This window comes from Paenibacillus sp. EB106-05-06-XG162 (assembly GCF_058791655.1).
The window spans coordinates 959,215-976,359 of sequence record NZ_JBYTDT010000001.1 but is presented as its reverse complement, the minus strand read 5'-3'; the positions used below and the strand labels follow the sequence as shown (position 1 = coordinate 976,359).

15 protein-coding genes are annotated in these 17,145 nt (G+C 40.9%); all 15 read right to left on the bottom strand.

Going from position 1 to position 17,145, the window contains the following annotated elements; translation table 11 throughout:
* Positions 1-44 precede the first annotated feature (44 nt).
* On the bottom strand, positions 45-1,547 hold the full coding sequence (locus tag AC3WU2_RS04220) for a serine hydrolase domain-containing protein (RefSeq protein ID WP_492451538.1): 1,503 nt from the start codon (positions 1,545-1,547) through the stop codon (positions 45-47).
* On the bottom strand, positions 1,544-2,899 hold the full coding sequence (locus AC3WU2_RS04215) for an FtsX-like permease family protein (protein WP_492451536.1): 1,356 nt from the start codon (positions 2,897-2,899) through the stop codon (positions 1,544-1,546). Before AC3WU2_RS04215 ends, AC3WU2_RS04220 begins: the two co-directional genes overlap by 4 nt.
* Entirely contained in the window at positions 2,874-3,650 is a 777-nt protein-coding gene (locus AC3WU2_RS04210) for an ABC transporter ATP-binding protein (RefSeq protein WP_492451534.1), read from the bottom strand. The genes AC3WU2_RS04215 and AC3WU2_RS04210 overlap by 26 nt, the downstream gene beginning before the upstream one ends.
* Positions 3,651-3,770: 120 nt before the next feature.
* A complete protein-coding gene (locus AC3WU2_RS04205; RefSeq protein WP_492451531.1) occupies positions 3,771-4,871 on the bottom strand; it encodes a sensor histidine kinase in 1,101 nt (366 codons plus the stop codon).
* Positions 4,868-5,593, bottom strand: a complete 726-nt coding sequence (locus tag AC3WU2_RS04200; protein ID WP_492451529.1) for a response regulator — start codon at positions 5,591-5,593, stop codon at positions 4,868-4,870. The genes AC3WU2_RS04205 and AC3WU2_RS04200 overlap by 4 nt, the downstream gene beginning before the upstream one ends.
* A 276-nt stretch (positions 5,594-5,869) precedes the next feature.
* Positions 5,870-6,847, bottom strand: a complete 978-nt coding sequence (locus AC3WU2_RS04195) for a serine hydrolase domain-containing protein (protein ID WP_492451527.1) — start codon at positions 6,845-6,847, stop codon at positions 5,870-5,872.
* A gap of 85 nt (positions 6,848-6,932) precedes the next feature.
* Complete coding sequence (locus tag AC3WU2_RS04190) at positions 6,933-7,313, bottom strand: VOC family protein (RefSeq protein ID WP_492451525.1); 381 nt, start codon at positions 7,311-7,313, stop codon at positions 6,933-6,935.
* Positions 7,314-7,353: 40 nt separating this feature from the next.
* On the bottom strand, positions 7,354-8,439 hold the full coding sequence (locus AC3WU2_RS04185) for an HD domain-containing protein (RefSeq protein ID WP_492451523.1): 1,086 nt from the start codon (positions 8,437-8,439) through the stop codon (positions 7,354-7,356).
* A gap of 695 nt (positions 8,440-9,134) precedes the next feature.
* Positions 9,135-9,992 (bottom strand): tryptophan 2,3-dioxygenase, encoded by an 858-nt coding sequence (kynA, locus tag AC3WU2_RS04180; RefSeq protein ID WP_492451521.1) that lies wholly within the window; start codon positions 9,990-9,992, stop codon positions 9,135-9,137.
* A 37-nt stretch (positions 9,993-10,029) separates the two neighbouring features.
* Entirely contained in the window at positions 10,030-10,653 is a 624-nt protein-coding gene (kynB, locus tag AC3WU2_RS04175) for an arylformamidase (protein ID WP_492451519.1), read from the bottom strand.
* A gap of 45 nt (positions 10,654-10,698) precedes the next feature.
* Entirely contained in the window at positions 10,699-11,985 is a 1,287-nt protein-coding gene (kynU, locus tag AC3WU2_RS04170; RefSeq protein ID WP_492451517.1) for a kynureninase, read from the bottom strand.
* Between the two features lie 232 nt (positions 11,986-12,217).
* Positions 12,218-14,176 (bottom strand): hypothetical protein, encoded by a 1,959-nt coding sequence (locus tag AC3WU2_RS04165; RefSeq protein ID WP_492451515.1) that lies wholly within the window; start codon positions 14,174-14,176, stop codon positions 12,218-12,220.
* 309 nt (positions 14,177-14,485) lie between these two features.
* Positions 14,486-14,617, bottom strand: a complete 132-nt coding sequence (locus tag AC3WU2_RS04160; protein ID WP_492451513.1) for a hypothetical protein — start codon at positions 14,615-14,617, stop codon at positions 14,486-14,488.
* Between the two features lie 14 nt (positions 14,618-14,631).
* The gene (locus AC3WU2_RS04155; RefSeq protein ID WP_492451511.1) at positions 14,632-15,141 is read right to left on the bottom strand and encodes a hypothetical protein; all 510 of its coding nucleotides are present in this window, start codon (positions 15,139-15,141) and stop codon (positions 14,632-14,634) included.
* 144 nt (positions 15,142-15,285) lie between these two features.
* Entirely contained in the window at positions 15,286-17,127 is a 1,842-nt protein-coding gene (locus AC3WU2_RS04150) for an ABC transporter ATP-binding protein (RefSeq protein WP_492451509.1), read from the bottom strand.
* Positions 17,128-17,145: the final 18 nt, after the last annotated feature.

The following is a 17,145-nucleotide window of genomic DNA, read 5'->3' as shown; positions in this document are numbered from 1 at the left end:
ACATGATGTTAGCCTGCCCACGCGTCTTTTTGATCATTTACACTTCAACGCGGCAATTTCATCTTCTTCGATAAGATGAGTAATAATCCAAACATATAAACGACGAGGCATAAGGCGATGACGCTATATAGAAACGCCGTTATGGACGTCGGTCCCCATACTTTAATAAAAGTCCATGGCACTCCAAGAAAGATTTTCGGTGCCTTAATCATGAATGTCAAAATCGCTGCAACAAGCAATGTAAGAATAAGCAATAACAGACTTCTTTTGACGTTTAAAGATGTCCATATCCGTTGTTTACAAGCCAGATTTCTCACAATGACGAGCGTGAATAGGATGAACAATACACCCAAACCGCCACCGACGATGCATACGATGCTCACAATGTAATCCATCTTTTGATAACTATCGGTATGATTATTGGTTACCTTATTCCCCTCCCACAACTCCATCACACCTTGACCTATAGCTCTCGTAAAACTCGTATCCATATTGGATAATATAGCAACGCCTACCTGCTCATCCGGCTGCATGATGAAATACGAGGTAAAATTCGGGTTCTCACCAGCGTGATAAATATAGGGTTTGTCGTGCTTCTTCATGATTGCCCAGCCGCTGGCATAGTAGGTATCCTTATCGAATGGGGCGACGGATTGATCAGGCATATGTGATGCTTGAATGACCTGATTATCGATAGCATGGCTTAGATCGTTACCTAACTGTAAATTCATCCATTTCGCAATATCACTCGTGTTGCTGACTATATACCCTGCCGGAATATTCCCCCGGTAAATGGGTGCTGTATAGGCCTGTTCTTTCATGAACCCGATTTTATAACCGGTTGCCATCTCTGCGGATTGACCCACTTGATGTCGTCCAACGAACGAATCATGCATACCGATCGGCTCTAAAACATGCTCCTTCATGTACATATCATATGGCTTATTTGTTACCTTCTCGATCACGAGTCCCAAGACATCGTAATTGATTGTTGCGTATTCCAAAGAGCTGCCTGGCTTACGGTTTAAAGGTTGATCCAGCAGTGTTTTTACTGTCAGCTCAAGGGCGTTATCTGCTTTGCTCTCAGGAATACGTGTGATCGATTTCGAAGCGATTCCGCTGGTATGATGAAGAAGTTGATTCAGGGTAATGGTCTGCGCTTCTCCGTTATAGTTCAATTTCAACCATGGGATATACTTCTGGACATCATCTGAAAGTTCTAACAACCCTTCCTTTTCCAATTGCAGAATAGCTAATCCCGTAAATGCTTTGGATGTTGATCCGATTTCAAATAGCGTCTCTTCAGTCACTGGTTTTTTCGTTCTCACATCAGCATAACCGAAGCTTTTCTGATAGACCGTTTTCCCCTTCTCCACAATGACTAGCGAGATCCCTGGAATTTTACTAATATTTTTTTGCTCTTGAACGAATTGTTCAATCTTCTCTATTTTATTGCTTGCGTCTGCGTTAGCTATGATTGGCGAAAAACTGCTAACTGCTAGAATCATAGCAATCATAATCATTCCCAGTTTTATAGATGATTTCATTCCCGATTCTCCTTGGTTAAATTTATGCTCTTCATGTAGCTGTTGCAAGCCACAAGGAAGTAAATTGTATGCATGGCCAAATAAATGCCGATGATAACGAACGAATAGATCCAATTGGATACCATGAGCAGATTATTCAACGCTTTGAGCGCGATCAGCGCATGCACAATGCCGACGAGGCAAGGCGCGTAGAACAGAACACCGACTTGAGTAACGACGATTTTGCGAAGTTCGGATGGCGTCATTCCGATTCGGGTAATCGCCTTATACTGCATCTGATCTTCCTGCAGCTCGGTAAATAATTTGAAGTAAATCATGCTGCCAGATGCGATGAAGAACAGCAAGCTAATGAACATCCCAATAAACATCGTAAGTGAAATGAGTCCTTCCGGATCAGCATATTGCGTCTTTATATCATCTAACTGCACCGCAAGACCTAACATGTAAATCGTACCGGATGCCGTTAAAATAACGGTACTCAATATCGATACCATAAACAGCATTCGTGCATTGTCCTTCAGCTTATGACCAAGTTGGGCCAATACGATCAAATTCGTTCGATTGTAGTAGACTCTTGTATTTCTTTTCAAGTAGCGCAGCAGCAAGACACTGAACTGCGTGAACAACAGATACGTTCCGGTCATTGCCGTAAGCAAGATGAACCCTGCGAGTAAACTAAAGTTCTTAACATTTAATAGGAGAGCCATGCTATAAGCCGCTATAATACAAGCGATTGCAAGCAAAGCAAGCCATGGTGAATAAGCAGTCTCCTTCTTGGAGGTACTTGCTGGCATAAGTAAATCAACAATTTCCGCTCGGCCTACTCGCATAACCGTTCCGATTGTGATGAGTGTGAACAGCATGAAGAAGCCGCCAGCCGTTAACCATAGCGCATGAAGTGGTACAGCAACCGCAATGGGATCACTCATTCCCAGTAGAACGGCGAGTGCCATAAAGAAAGGTTTGCTGAATAACACCCCTAGACCGATACCTCCACCGATCGCCATGACCGCGATAACTGTGTTTTCAAAGATGATAAGTTGGCGAAGCTGCATCCGGGTCATTCCGAATAGGGATAACAGCCCGAATTCTTTCCTTCTCGATTTCAGAAAGGCGGCATTAGAGTACAGCACGAACAGAAACGAGAAAATGACGATAATATATTGGCAGAACAACATTCCCTGTCTTACTTGAGAGGTCCCGATCATATGACCGCTTGTCAGGTCGGGGTGTGCAATAAACGCAGCATACATATAGAAGATCATGACGGAAAACACGCTGCTCATAAAAAATGCACTGTAAGACCGCCAATTACCACGAATGTTGCTAAGCGCGAGCGAACGGAACGTCATTGAAATTCCCTCCCAGCACACTCAGCACGTCTAATATTTGTTGAAAAAATGCTTGCCGATTGGAGCCGCGCCGGATTTCCGAGAAGATTCTGCCGTCTTTAATGAACACGATGCGCTGGCAATAGCTCGCTGAGAACGGGTCGTGCGTCACCATTAACACCGTTGCGTTCAGTCGTTCATTCAACGAATTGAGCGACTCCATCACATCCTTGGCTGATTTCGAATCCAAGTTGCCAGTCAATTCATCCGCGAGCACTAACGACGGAGCATTAATTAGAGCCCGCGCTATCGCCGCCCGCTGCTTCTGACCACCTGATACTTCATAGGTACGCTTTTTCAATAGAGGTGCTATCTGCAGCCATTCCACAAGCGGACGCAGTCTCTCTTCGATCAATATCGGATCCGCCCCTTCCAACACAAGCGGCAATATAATGTTTTCCTTAATGGTCAACGCTTCCAGTAGATTAAAATCCTGAAAAATGAAACCAAGCTTGCGCCTTCTGAAGAGCGCCAATTTTTTATCACTCAACTTGCTCGGATCAATACCGTTAATTTCAATTCGGCCAGATGTTGGACGATCCATGGCCGCCAGCAGATGAAGCAATGTCGTCTTCCCGCTTCCCGAAGGACCCATCACACCGACAAATTCGCCATCTTCAATTTGCAAGTCAATGTCATCTAATGCTGTACATACGATATTCCCTTTGGAATTGTAAATTTTACTAAGCCCTTGCGCTGTAAGCACACTCATCGTTCGATTCCTCCTCCCGTTCCAGTCTGTTGGTCTTTACAACGTTTAGTATAACGGGCAACGATCTCCGAACCCATCGATTTACATAACAAAAATCACGCTTCGAACATGACAAGGTTGTCACAAAGCGTGAAGATCCTTTCCAGTCTTGTCACCAAGAATGTGAATGCCATCTGGTTGAAACGTGATCGTAAATGTGGTTCCAACACCTCGTTCCGACGATACGGACAATTTGTGACCGAGCCTGCTGCAAATCTGCTTGGCCAAATACAGCCCCATTCCCGTTGATTCCCCCGCAGATTGGCCATTCTCACCCGTGAAGAAAGGATCAAATATTCGCGGCAAATCATGTGGTGCGATCCCACTTCCCTCATCGGTTACGCTAAGCGTGCTGCTTGTTGCCTGCTGATCCAAATGGAAAATAAGGTGTTTCATACCCTGCTTATCCTTGCTGTATTTGATCGCGTTACTGACGATTTGATTGAGTACGACGGTCATCCACTTCTTATCCGTTTCTGGCCATAATTCACCGTGAATTTGCGGTATGATGGTATGACGTATACATAGGCGTTTGTGAGCGATTAGAACGTCGCGAATGATATCGTGAATCGGCGTTTTTTTGAGATGAAGATCCATTTCGAACTTGTCGAGGCGCGCGGTATGCAGCAGCATTTCTAGACCTCTCGTCATTCGATCCGACTCTTCTTGCAGGCTAAGGATGAGGTCTTTCTGTTCCTCCTCCGTAGAAGGCATCTGCATTATCGTCTCTTGCAAGAGCAAATCGATCACCGATAAAGGTGTCTTCATATGGTGCACCCATTGCAGCACAAAATGATTATGAAGCTCCTGCTGACGGCGGTATGTGCCAAGCTTATTCAGATAAGCGCTGTTCTGTGAATCCAACAAACGCGCAACGAGCTTCTGCTCCGTCGTGACGGCAGAATGATTGATCGCGTTAACCTGTAATTCATCAGACCGATCAATGGCTTTTCTAAGCTGTGTGTAATACGGACGCTGCCGGATATAGTCAACCGTAAGACCAAGCACCCCCAAAAGAGCACCCGCAGCTACAAAATACGTAATCGTGCTTGGCTCCATTAATCCAGGATTTCGAGCATTTTCCAGCAACATTAAACAGGCGCCAATCCCGATAATAACAAGGCCAGTTACGACATAAATTAGCCGGTCACGAATGAACAAAGCTGCCGACAACCATCTCATGCATTCACTTCCTCCTCCCCTTCTTCGAGGAGCAATTTATATCCCAACCCTCGTACCGTTGCGATCGCATTCGGCAAACCCAGCTCCTCCAGCTTCTTCCGCAATCTTGCAACATTAACAGTCAACGTGTTGTCATCGACAAACTGCGCATTGTCCCACAACGTCTCCAGCAGCTGGTCCCGCGATACGGTTTTACCATATTGATGTATGAAGCATTCAGCCAATAACTGTTCATTTTTCGATATCTGGATTTTACGATTTTGCCATATGAGTTCATTACGGCTAAGATTCAGCCTCAAACCTTGTACGTTTAACTCGTTCTCTTGTGATGGAGCAAGACCGGTTGAAGCCGAATAATCCCCATACACTCTCCTTAGCACACTTCTCACCTTGGCGATTAGGAGGTCTAAGTGGATCGGCTTGGTGACATAATCATCGCCACCATGATCAATAGCCATCACTTGATCCATCTCACCCGCTCGAGCGGAAATGAAAATGATCGGTACATTGGACTTTGTTCGTATTTGTCTACACCAATAATAGCCGTCGAAGTACGGCAGGTTAATGTCAAGCATGATCAAATGCGGTTCATATGCTGCAAGCTCTGGCATAATGTCACGAAATTGCGATACACACGATGCTTCAAATCCATACTTCTCTATATTCCGCTTTAGGACAGCGCTAATTTTATGATCGTCCTCTACAATGAAAATCCGGTACATAAGATTCCTCCTCGAGTTCTCCGTATTAGCCAATTAATAGTATAGCAGATTGTTGAGAGACTGGGATAAAGGGCATTCGAGACATTTCGACAAGGACATCAAATAGATAATAGTAATAAAAAAACCGCGTTATACGCGGAGGTTCATTAGGTTATTGGATTATTTGAGAATAAAGAGCGAATATCTTTAGTTTCTATTATTCGTCTCGAATCTTCTCAGTCTTTTCTAATAGCTATCGCATCTATTTGGATGTTAAATCCAATGTCACTACTTCAATTAAACAATGAAATCCTTTATCGTATGAAACAGTTTGTGAGAATCTACTTTTTCGTAGTTCCAAAGCATGATTACATTTACCTTCTCATCTGGAAATTGCCAAATCTCCGACCTAAACCCAGGTGTTCCACCACCAATTAATCGAAAATGATCCCCTAAAAACCATCCATATCCATACTTAAGAGTTGGATCAAAGCTTACACTGAGATATGGTCTGAACATCTTGTCTATTGATTCTTGAGATAAAATGCCATTTAATAAGGCATCGCACCACTTATTTAAGTCTCGAACGGTAGAAAATAATTCTCGAGGCGCATCAACTTCACTTAACTTATCGTTATCTGCATTTATGTATTTTTCATTTTCTTTAGAATGACCATAAGCTCGACCATCATGAATTGTACGAGGATTATCAGGACCAGTATTTAGCATGTCTAACGGATCTAAGAAAAGTTGATTCAACGCATTGTCAAATGTTAGACCCGTTACTTTCTCTACGATATAACCTAAAATTAAAAAACCAGTACTACTATAATGCCATCTTTCACCAGGTGGATATAATTGATCTTGTTTCGCTAAATATGTAAGAAAACAGCCCTTCTCTATGTTTAGTTTAGTCATTTCAAATCGTAAATTAGGAACACCATAGATATCATGGAGTCCTGACGAATGGGTTAACAAATGATGAACAGTTATATTCGGATGAAGAGCTTTAAATTCTTCTATATAGGTACCAGGTTTCTCATGAAGTTGGACTAAATCCTGCTCTTGTAGTTTTAAAATTGCTGCCGCAATAAACATTTTTGTTACGGAGGCAATATGGAATTTGGTATCTACTGTATTTGGCACATCAAGTTGAATACTAGCTTTCCCATATGCCTTCTCAAATAAAATCTTACCGTCCTTAGCTATCAAAATCGCTCCGCTTAAGTAATTTTCTTTATCATACTTATTGATTAACGCCTCTAGTTCTTTCATAATTTCCCACCTCAATAATGAAATTAAAATGTTCCATCACATTAACTTCGAAATCGCTCCACAATTAACTTGTCTCTGATTCTTCTTATTGAGCCGGTTGATGAACATCGAACATATTCCGGAAAAGATCATAGAAAGTAAAGAATTTACCAATATTGCCTTCATCAATTATCTCACTTACCTCAACTCCCAGTTCTAATAGATAATTATAGAATCCTTCAATATCTTTTACTCTAAATCCGATTGTATAATGATCTTTTCCGTTTACTAGAAATGTAGAAGTGGTTTGATCATTTGTTTTCACTAAAAATAAGCTTGGCCCTATTGAAAAATCCACGTAAGCCAATTCATCATTTCTGAATCCTAGTTTTGCCCCCAGCTTATTACAGTACCACTCTATTGCTTGATCCAAATCAGAAACTGGTATTTCGGTATACTCAATGCCTTCAATAAATTGTTGAATCATTTTTATCAATCTCCCTTTTCTAATTAATTAAGAATCATCTTTAGAACTTTGGATTGTAATCGCCACTAAAATGAAATATGTAATCATTATCGATACGGATATAGGCGAGTATGCAATGCCACCTATCCCTGTAGAAAACACTAGAGTAATTCCGATTATCTCTGTTACCCTCTGCAACTAATATTTCTTTGTCGGTGCATGCTAGAACAATACCTATATGATCGTGTGAGTCATTGGTTAGCAATTTTTCATAGATCACGATATCGCCGTGTTGAGGAGTAAATCCATTCTGCCCATCAAAACAAAGAAATCCGGTTTCAGGTAACTGTGCCCACTCTAACCAAGCCCCTACACCAGCCAGTCGGTACGTACCAGTTGGGTATCGAATCGGCATTTCAAATCCAGCTAGCATACAACAGTGATACACGAATGCAGCGCACCAATTGCTTTGTAATACTTTATAGATACCTTGATCAGGCCAATATTTACAAATTTCTCGATATCGTTCATCTCCCGGTATTCCAATAATGTTCTCATTCCCGAGTGCTTCCGCAATATCTGCCAACTTGCTGCGTCTGTCCGGATTCTGGAGAATCCCTCTTTTGTCACTGTCATCCATCTCGTCTGACAAATCTTCTGGAATTGCCAACTCACGAAACACATTCCGGAGTCTACTGACATCCTGCGTCGATAAGATATGGTTCCTATTCTGAAAGTATAACTGCAGCACAAAAGCATCCTTGACGATTTCTTCATATGGACCCTGGACCCTACTTCTGTCCCCATGATGGAAGATTGCTTTTAGGATTATAGTCAGCTCTTCTTTAGTAAAAATGTCCATATCTCTTAATAGAGGTCTTCCGGTCTCGGCACTGTTGGGACCAGGAAATTCATTGATTCCGGTTTTATAGAAATAATAATCGTGAAGTAATCCTATAATTGCTGCTAATTCCTGATTTTCTCCTCTTTTCTTAGCAAGCATTGCAGCAAATGTAGACACCCCGTACAGATGAACACACGCTTCCTGTCTCTGGAGTTCGCTATCCATTGAGAAAATCAATTCTTGAACAAGTACACGAACACTCTCAAGTCGACTATTTACTTTGGTTCCCATTCGATCACTCACTGTAAATCTTCACCTCCTCACTTCTACAATCTTTATTAATAAAAGCTTAACAGCAAGCAAAGTCTGTTATCTGATGTCAGCGCTTTCTATGAGTTTTTACTATATTCTTGGAAAATCACAATAACAAAATATCGATATTTTGATGGAATTTCATTTTATTCTCATCAATCGCTTCTTTATTGCGAACTCCTAACAAAACAGGTTCTTAAACAAACGAACTTTAATATTAAATACTTTATTCAATTTCTGTTTTGATACATATTTTCAAGTATGTTAATATATATTTATTAATGACCAAGTGCTACGAACACTTGGTCAGTACAATTGGCTTGGATGATATATTCCCTTCCAAGTCTTAACGGAATAAAACCCCACCTTTGGCAGTCAACCATTGGGGTGGGATTTTACTTTTTCTTGTTGTTATTGTTAATGTAAGTTAAAAGTGCAAGTCCCTTCGAAGGGAAACCATACCCACCCAAGATTCAATTGTTATCTATATTTTACCTGTATTTCCAACAGCGCACAAGTGTTCTCATAGATTTATAGTTTTTTATGATCCTATATCTCTTTCATTTAACGTACGCGTATTCACGACGTTCCATACACAGATCCTTTAACTTCCCGCTTCCCGTCAAACAAATGCAGCCTACCTCTTCATAGAGGTCAGGCTGCATTTGTTTCCATGTATTTGTAGCTTACAGATCTGTGCGGAGACTCCATAATTCAGGGAAATAACGTTGCGAAACTACGTGCTTTAAATATTCAACACCGGCTGAGCCTCCAGTCCCCGGCTTAAATCCGATAATCCGTTCAACCGTCACCATGTGATTGAACCGCCATTGTTGTTGACGGCTGTCGATGTCAACCAACTTTTCCGCAAGTTCATATAGATCCCAATAGCGTTCAACGTCTTGATACACCGTCAACCATGCGGCTTTGACACTGGCATTTTCCTTGTATTCCTGTGACCAATCCCGCTTCAAATACTGCTTATCGACCTCTAAGCCTCTCAAAGAAAGAGCCATGATCGCTGCATCGTAGAGGCTGGGTTCGTGAAGTGATTGACTCAATTGTTGATGAAGCTCCGGCTGATGCTCATAAACAGTCAGTACCTTGGTTTGCTTGCCCCCCAGCATGAATTCGATAAGTCGATTTTGGAACGACTGAAACCCGGATGATCGGCCTAGGCTGTTCCGGAATTCCATGTATTCTGCCGGAGTCAACGTCGACAAAACGTCCCAGGATTGGATTAATTGCTGCTGGATTCTAGAGACGCGAGCTAGCATTTTGAAGGCCGGCTCCAAATTATTTTGCTGAATGAGAAGACGAGCTGCTTCCAATTCGTGCAAAATCAACTTCATCCAAAGTTCGCTGGCTTGATGGATGATGATAAACAGCATTTCATCGTGATGCCCAGATAACCGTTGCTGACTGGATAACACTTTATCGAGTTGAAGATAGTCTCCATAGGACATCTCTTTTGCAAAGTCGCGATGAATGGTAGACTCTGTTTCATTTGACTGTGATTGTTCGTGTTTCTCTGAATTGGACATGTTATTCACTCCTAATATGGATGGTGTATGACTTATCCTATTTCAAGCGGCGAAGAACGGCCCTAACAGGACTTCCGTCTGCCTCAACAAGCGGAAGGGGAAGCGCTATCAATTCAAAATCACCAGGCTCAATGTGCTCCAGAAAGATCCCTTCCAAAATATGAATGTCATGTGCATGCAAGGCATGATGGGCAGACAACTCTTTGCTATCGAGTGGATCAACTGAGGGTACATCCACACCGATGAGCCGAATTCCCTTTTCCGCTAGATAAGGCCCTAGATCTGCTCGCAGATAAGCGATCTCCGTGGGAAAATCCTCCTGATTTGGCCAAGAATTTGTACGAAGCAGTAATCGAGCGACACCATCTAAATCATACTCCTTCAAATCCTCTGCACCGATACTCGATTTACCCGAGACGTCAATAACCCGCGCAAGTCCGATGTACAGCTCGAGATCTAGTTCCATGACCTTCCGACCTTCGTTTTCAAAATGGAACGGAGCATCCATATGCGTACCCGTATGGATACTCATCGTCAGTTTCCCTACATTTACCGATCCGCTTTGTTCTTTTGTCCAACTGACCTCGTAAGAGAAGGGCGTATCTCCTGGCCAAGTCGGAACTCCTGTTTTCAATGGTCGAGAGATATCAAAAATTGTCATAATCATTTCCTTTCAACAAATGGTTTGTCCACTGCTGATCGCTGGTTAAGCGACTACGTCGCGTGTATTCTCGAATTGCTCGTACTGCTTTTCAACCATAATTGTTTTCAATCGCTGCACAGTATCCCACACTTCATAATATGTCGTATAGAGTGCAACGGGAGCAAGACGAATGATGTTCGGAGCTCTGAAATCGGGTATAATCCTATTTTCCTTTAGTGATTTGCAAATCCGGGCTGCTTCCTCATGCTCTAAACATATATGTCCCCCTCTACGCAGATCATCTTTTGGATTCCCGATTGTAAAGCCCATTCCGACCAATTCTTGTTCAATTAAATCCATCATATATGCTGTGATATGCAAGGACTTTTTTCGCAGCTTTTCTATACTAGCCTCTGCGAATATTTCCAAAGATCCAATTAATGGAGCCATACTTAAGATATGCGGTGTGCCAATTTGAAAAGCGCCAGCCGTCTCCGCCGGAACAAAATTGTGCTCCATGTCAAATTGCTTGTCTTTCCGTGAACCAAACCATCCTGCCAAGCCTGGTGAGCGACCGAAGTGTTTATGATTTACGTATAAGCTGCCTACACCGCCCGGCCCGCTGTTCAGATACTTGTAGTTGCACCAATATGCAAAATCAACATTCCATTTGCTTAGGTGATGAGGAATTGCTCCTACAGAATGACAGCCGTCAAAGCCAATGAGGATTCCTCGTGCATGAGCTTCGGCCGTTAAACGCTCTATATCGAGTAATTGTCCACTTCGATAGAGTACTGTCGGCAAGATGATCAGTGCTACTTCATCCGTCATGGCCGCAACGATATCATCTTCTTCAATTGTTCGCCTATCACGACTTTTTACTTGAATCAAATGTTGAGACGGGTCGTATCCATGCAATTGCAATTGACTTTGTAGGGCATAAATATCAGATGGAAAATTCAATTCATCCGCCATAATCTTAGTTCTGACACCATCAGGCTTATAAAAAGTCGCCACAAGCTGATGTAAATTCGTTGTTGTAGAACCAGTCAAAATGATCTCATCTTCTGATCCGCCAACTAACGGGGCACTTAAGGCTGCTAATTTTTCCGAAAGATAAAACCAAGGGTATTCACCCCGTAACCAGCCATCTATTCCTTGCGTTTTCCAAGCATCAACTACTTCCAACAATGTTCGTTCAGCACGTCTGGATAACAGTCCTAATGAGTTGCCATCAAGATAGATTGATTCCGAATTCATATAAAATTCATCTCGAAAACGTGCCAGCTCATCTTCTTTGTCAAGCTGCCGGGCATATTCTTTGGAGTAACGATAGGGTTCTCTGGACATAAAGCCCTCCTTGTGGAATATAGAACTAGATAGAATTGTGGAGATCTTACTTAATATAGTAGATGTTGTCAATATAATACTTATGTACCTCTCCTACTCATAAAACCTATTTTCTTTTAAATAATCAATCTATTAATTAACTACAACGGGACTTTAAATAATGTTCTTTATTCGCCTACAATGCGCAGACATTGCCCTTCATACCGTTTTCTTATAGCAACGTAACATCTATTTATGAGATTGAAATGTTTTCAAATTCTCCTATAGAGATCGAATCTGATATGCAAAAATCATCGTTTATTTTTATCACAAATAAAACTAACAATCGTAGAAATATCATGTAGTTTTGTTCGTGCATTTTTTCATTTTCAGTATTTTTGGGTTGAGTATGACTATATCTGTTTCTTAAATCCCACCCATTATTGAATTGAGACTTGTTGAGCATATAGTTTATATAATTTTGCTCAGGTTTTGAAAATAATGAACTTTCAAAAACAATTACTTTTCTTGTTTCAAGTTTATCTATAGCACTTCTTTTTGTTTTTGAAGATCGCCAATAGTTAATTACTTGATTAAAATATATATCCATCATTACCAGAATTACAGCTTCATCTTCAAAAGTGATATATCCTTCATTGTTGCTTTTCAGATAATTTCTCTCCAATAGCCACTCAATTTTCTGATGGCAGTATTCTGGGTATTCAACTAATTTGAGGGATTGATTGCATAACAATTCAAAGTAATTTTCATAGCTACTCTGATTTTTCTCGTTATATCCTAATCCGCTTTGATCAGAGAAAAAGAGAAAAATTGCATAGTTAAATTCTTCTCCAACACCGTAGACATACTTTTTATTTACTAATGAGGGGATATTACTATATATAAGATGTTCAGAGCGTATTTCAAGTAATTCAAATTCGACTATACCTTCTTCAACAAATAAAGAAAATTGTTTTAGAACCGACTCTACTGCTGGCATTATATTAGTACACTTTTCGAGTAATGTAGAGTGGGTAGACGGCATAGTTATATCAAAATTAAATGCTTGAAACTCAGTAGACAAGTACTCTTTAAAAAACCATTCAATGACTGACTCTAGACGTACTCCTAAGCTGAATAATTCATTATAATATCCGTTAATTTGCAATAAAGATAACATATTCATTTGATTAAAAGCCATTCCTGTTAAGTAAGCATTTCGAGAGCGAGAATTAATGATCCTTTCCATTACTCCCATTTGGTTAGGCTTGTTTACAAAATTACATCTCATTTGAGAATCAACAAATTCAAACAAATATATGAAGTTATTCAAAAGTGTTTCATAATCTATGTTTTCTTCAAGCCATTTTGTACTGTATACTGCCTCTATTGACATCCCATCTACATTAGCAATAACAGCTTCTTCTTGGCTTTTAGAGAAACCTACGCAAGTTTCCACAAGGATTCCAGAATCTTCTGGGAAAAGTTCCTCTTCTACTTTCTCTACTCTTTTTTTCGCATTTAATAAAGTTCTTGGTGAAAGCACAATTTTGTCTTTATTATTTTGTATATTAACAATAAGCCGCAAATAATTTAAGTTAGGACTTTCGCTATCAATATAGTTAAGAATTATTGTTTCCTTTTCCGGATTTGTTAGCTCTTTTGGGAAAATAAACTTTCCTTTTTCCACTGTATGCTGCATCTCATATGCATCTAACAACAGCTCTGCTGATGAATGATCGTTCAGCATATATTCTTTAATTACTCTACCAAAATGTTGAACAAGAGTTTTATATTTTAATAGTTGATAAAGCCAAAAATTCTTTTCATGCATAAGTTGCTTAAATTCTTCATCAGTGATTTTTTCGTATACTTTAAATTTTTCAAAAAGTGCCCAAAAATCTTCTCTGTATTCTATATCCAATTCATTAAAAAAATCTGTTAAATTCTCCCCGTTAATAGAATTAAAAAAACGTGCAACTCGCTTAAAATATATTTCGATTTGACTTTCGTATTTTTTAATCTCATTCGAAGTCCACTTTAGCAAGTAAAGCTTATGGTCAAAATAATGTTTTATATTATATATTTCAATCATATCGTTGATGTTTGCTAGTTCTTTTTCCTCTTTGTGTTCCATTAAAAAATCTTCAATTTTTTGTAGAATATGCCCACTTGCTAAGTCATTTTTCGAATAGAACTTAATCTTTCTCATTATATATGTCCCCTAAACTCCATGATTTCCGATAACTTTATCTGTTATCACTTTGCATAACGCTGTCATATATTCTAATTACACGAAATTATTATTATTTGGATATGTACTCTAATAAGTCCCCAGGGTGAAAACCTAAAGTCTTATGGCGAGCTTACCAAAAACAACTCCAACTACAATCAATACGGAACGGAATCTCTACTTCAAGCAGGTACATGAATTACTACCAGAGGATATACAAAAGACACTATTCATTTTATCTCTTGATTCTGTCGTATAACGTTTCTGCATTCCTGACGTTCAAGCAGCTTAAGTGACCGAAGGAAACGGGGTCGTTAGACTTAGCTGGTTGAATGTATCGCCTGATTCAGCTTCTTTGAGATTCTTCTTAGCGATCAAGAGCGTCTGCCCGCAGTTGGAATGCATTGTTATACGAAGCACCTAGACCTCCTGAATTACATAAAGAGGTTTGCAAGATAATCTTTAGATATTTTACTAAAAACATAAATGATGATAATCAAATTCATCAGTAATCCAAAAGAAAATGCTAATAATTCATTTTGATCTCTTCGGAATAATAGTCGATTTGTTTGAAAGCCTAAAGATATACCTTCACCAATTAAGTTTATTGGCATTACTATTATTGAATATAGGGCTAATCCTAGAAGCATTTCCCAAGCCTGTCCTACAATAAAACAAAGAAATACAATAACAAGATGTATCAGAGGCCAACAGAGTATGATTTTGCTAAACACAGATGTCTCTTCTATTAAAAATCCAAGAGTTGATCCGATACTAATCAACAAAAAAAGAAACACCAAGGAATATCCTATGGGAACAGCTGAGTGACTAAATAATTCCCCATCGAATCTATCAATTACTTCACGACCATATATAAAACAGAATATTGTAAGAATGATCAGTATTATAATTTGAGAAATTCTAATGCTAATTGATCGATTCATATTTCAACCTCTCTTCTAGGTGTTTAAAATAACAATATATTCACGAACTTCGCATTACTTACAACCTAAGCTTTACTCGCGAACCTTCTTCCCTCTTACACATTTTACCACATTTATAAGCATGCGTTTTAGATTTCAATTCTCTTATACTTCCACCTTATCCCCACGATACCACTCAGCCTGCGCTCGAAACATCCTAGCATATTCTCCATCCCTATCTATTAAGATTTCATGCGTCCCCTCGTCTACAATGCGCCCATCCTTAAGCACGACGATCCGATCCGCATAACGCGCCCAGCCGAGTCGATGGGAGACGAGCAGCACCGTTTTACCTTGCGCCATTTCTCGAAAAGAATGATAGAGATCCATCTCATGCTGCGGATCGATCGCGGCAGTCGGCTCGTCGAGCACCAGAAGCGGAGTATCCCGAACCGCCGCTCTTGCAAGTGCAAGGCGCTGCCATTGTCCGCCACTTAGATCATGACCACCGGATGCGAGCAAACCTACTTGAGCGTCAATGCCACCCGACATGTTGGCCAGATCCGCGGCACCGCTCATACGTAAGGCACGATGTACTTCATCTTCATCAGCATCCTTCTCGCATCCAAATGCCACATTATCACGCACTGTTGTCTCATACCGAACAAAATCTTGGAAGACCGCAGACATTGAGCCATGTAACCAATTCGCATCCAACTCCTTATAATCCTTGCCATCCCATAGCATCTTTCCATGCGTCGGTTGATAGAGTCCTAACAAGAGTCGAACCAATGTAGATTTACCAGCACCATTCTCACCAACTAAGGCCACAATCTCACCTGGATGCAAAGTCAGATGAATATCACTCAGCACAGGTTTATTGGCATTTGGGTATGAATAAGTCACATGATCGAAGCTAATTCTCGCCTGCTCGCTAGGTACTCCTATCCCGTCTATTACTCTTTCCCTATTCTCCTTCTCGTTCTCATGCTTAAATCCCGCTTCCTCTCGTAGAAATGTAACTAAATCATAGATTTTAGATCCTTGATTTATGATCTTGCTAACGGGGAACGCCATTCGTCCCGAGATTCCATAAGCTTGCCGTAGTGCCAAGAATACAACAACAAAGCTCCCGGCAGTAAACCCGCCCGATTTCATCTGCATTACCATCCAGATCAATACTCCGATGAGCCCCACAATCTGCACGGAAGATACGAAGATCCCATGTTTAATTTCTCTACGGCGTGCATTCATCCGCATGGCTAGCGACGCTCCCATCAATCCATACCATTTGCCGATCAAATAATCGATTGAATCGAAGATTCGCAATTCTTTCACAGTCTCTGGCCGAGATAGAACATCATTTAAGTAATCAGACTGCCTGCCAGAGAACGTCAAATCCCGATTCACGCGGCGCACGACAATGTCTGACTCCAGGCGAACCGCGAAAGACAAAGCGAAGAGGATGACGAATACAATTCCTATTCCAGGATCAGCGAGCCATCCCACAATCATCAACCCGATGAATTCGAACCCCAATCGTAATAGAAAAATAAGCTGTTGGAGCACACCGAACACATCTGTACCAGCAACTCCCTTTGCTCGTTGGAGTCTATTATAGTAATCCGCCTGCTCCAGTTGCTCCAAGGAAACACGCGAAGCCCGCTCATACACTTCTGCTTGCACTTGCATCGTCGCACGGTCTTGGAATTTAACATCGACGATATTTTGAATTGCAGTGAGTGCTACACGTAATAACGATATTCCTGTGAAAATAGCCAGCGGCGGCCATGCGAGCAGCCACACATCCATCCATGACCGCTCTACGTCACCATGTATGAATACATCAATCAATGCCCTTTGTGCGGCGTATCCCGGTATAATCAGAACACCGAGTAGGATCGGAATACTTAGCCAGCCCGATGCTAAAATAGGCATTCGACGCCAAACTCGACTCATCAATTGAAAGATGATGCTGACAATATTGGTTCGAACATTATCCTTCATAGCCCAACTCCCCCCACT

Coding starts and splice junctions, on each gene's coding strand:
- AC3WU2_RS04220 (WP_492451538.1), bottom strand. CDS start 1,547: ATGAAATCATCTATAAAACTGGGAATGATTATGATTGCTATGATTCTA.
- AC3WU2_RS04215 (WP_492451536.1), bottom strand. CDS start 2,899: ATGACGTTCCGTTCGCTCGCGCTTAGCAACATTCGTGGTAATTGGCGG.
- AC3WU2_RS04210 (WP_492451534.1), bottom strand. CDS start 3,650: ATGAGTGTGCTTACAGCGCAAGGGCTTAGTAAAATTTACAATTCCAAA.
- AC3WU2_RS04205 (WP_492451531.1), bottom strand. CDS start 4,871: ATGAGATGGTTGTCGGCAGCTTTGTTCATTCGTGACCGGCTAATTTAT.
- AC3WU2_RS04200 (WP_492451529.1), bottom strand. CDS start 5,593: ATGTACCGGATTTTCATTGTAGAGGACGATCATAAAATTAGCGCTGTC.
- AC3WU2_RS04195 (WP_492451527.1), bottom strand. CDS start 6,847: ATGAAAGAACTAGAGGCGTTAATCAATAAGTATGATAAAGAAAATTAC.
- AC3WU2_RS04190 (WP_492451525.1), bottom strand. CDS start 7,313: ATGATTCAACAATTTATTGAAGGCATTGAGTATACCGAAATACCAGTT.
- kynA (WP_492451521.1), bottom strand. CDS start 9,992: ATGTCCAATTCAGAGAAACACGAACAATCACAGTCAAATGAAACAGAG.
- kynB (WP_492451519.1), bottom strand. CDS start 10,653: ATGACAATTTTTGATATCTCTCGACCATTGAAAACAGGAGTTCCGACT.
- kynU (WP_492451517.1), bottom strand. CDS start 11,985: ATGTCCAGAGAACCCTATCGTTACTCCAAAGAATATGCCCGGCAGCTT.
- AC3WU2_RS04165 (WP_492451515.1), bottom strand. CDS start 14,176: ATGAGAAAGATTAAGTTCTATTCGAAAAATGACTTAGCAAGTGGGCAT.
- AC3WU2_RS04155 (WP_492451511.1), bottom strand. CDS start 15,141: ATGAATCGATCAATTAGCATTAGAATTTCTCAAATTATAATACTGATC.
- AC3WU2_RS04150 (WP_492451509.1), bottom strand. CDS start 17,127: ATGAAGGATAATGTTCGAACCAATATTGTCAGCATCATCTTTCAATTG.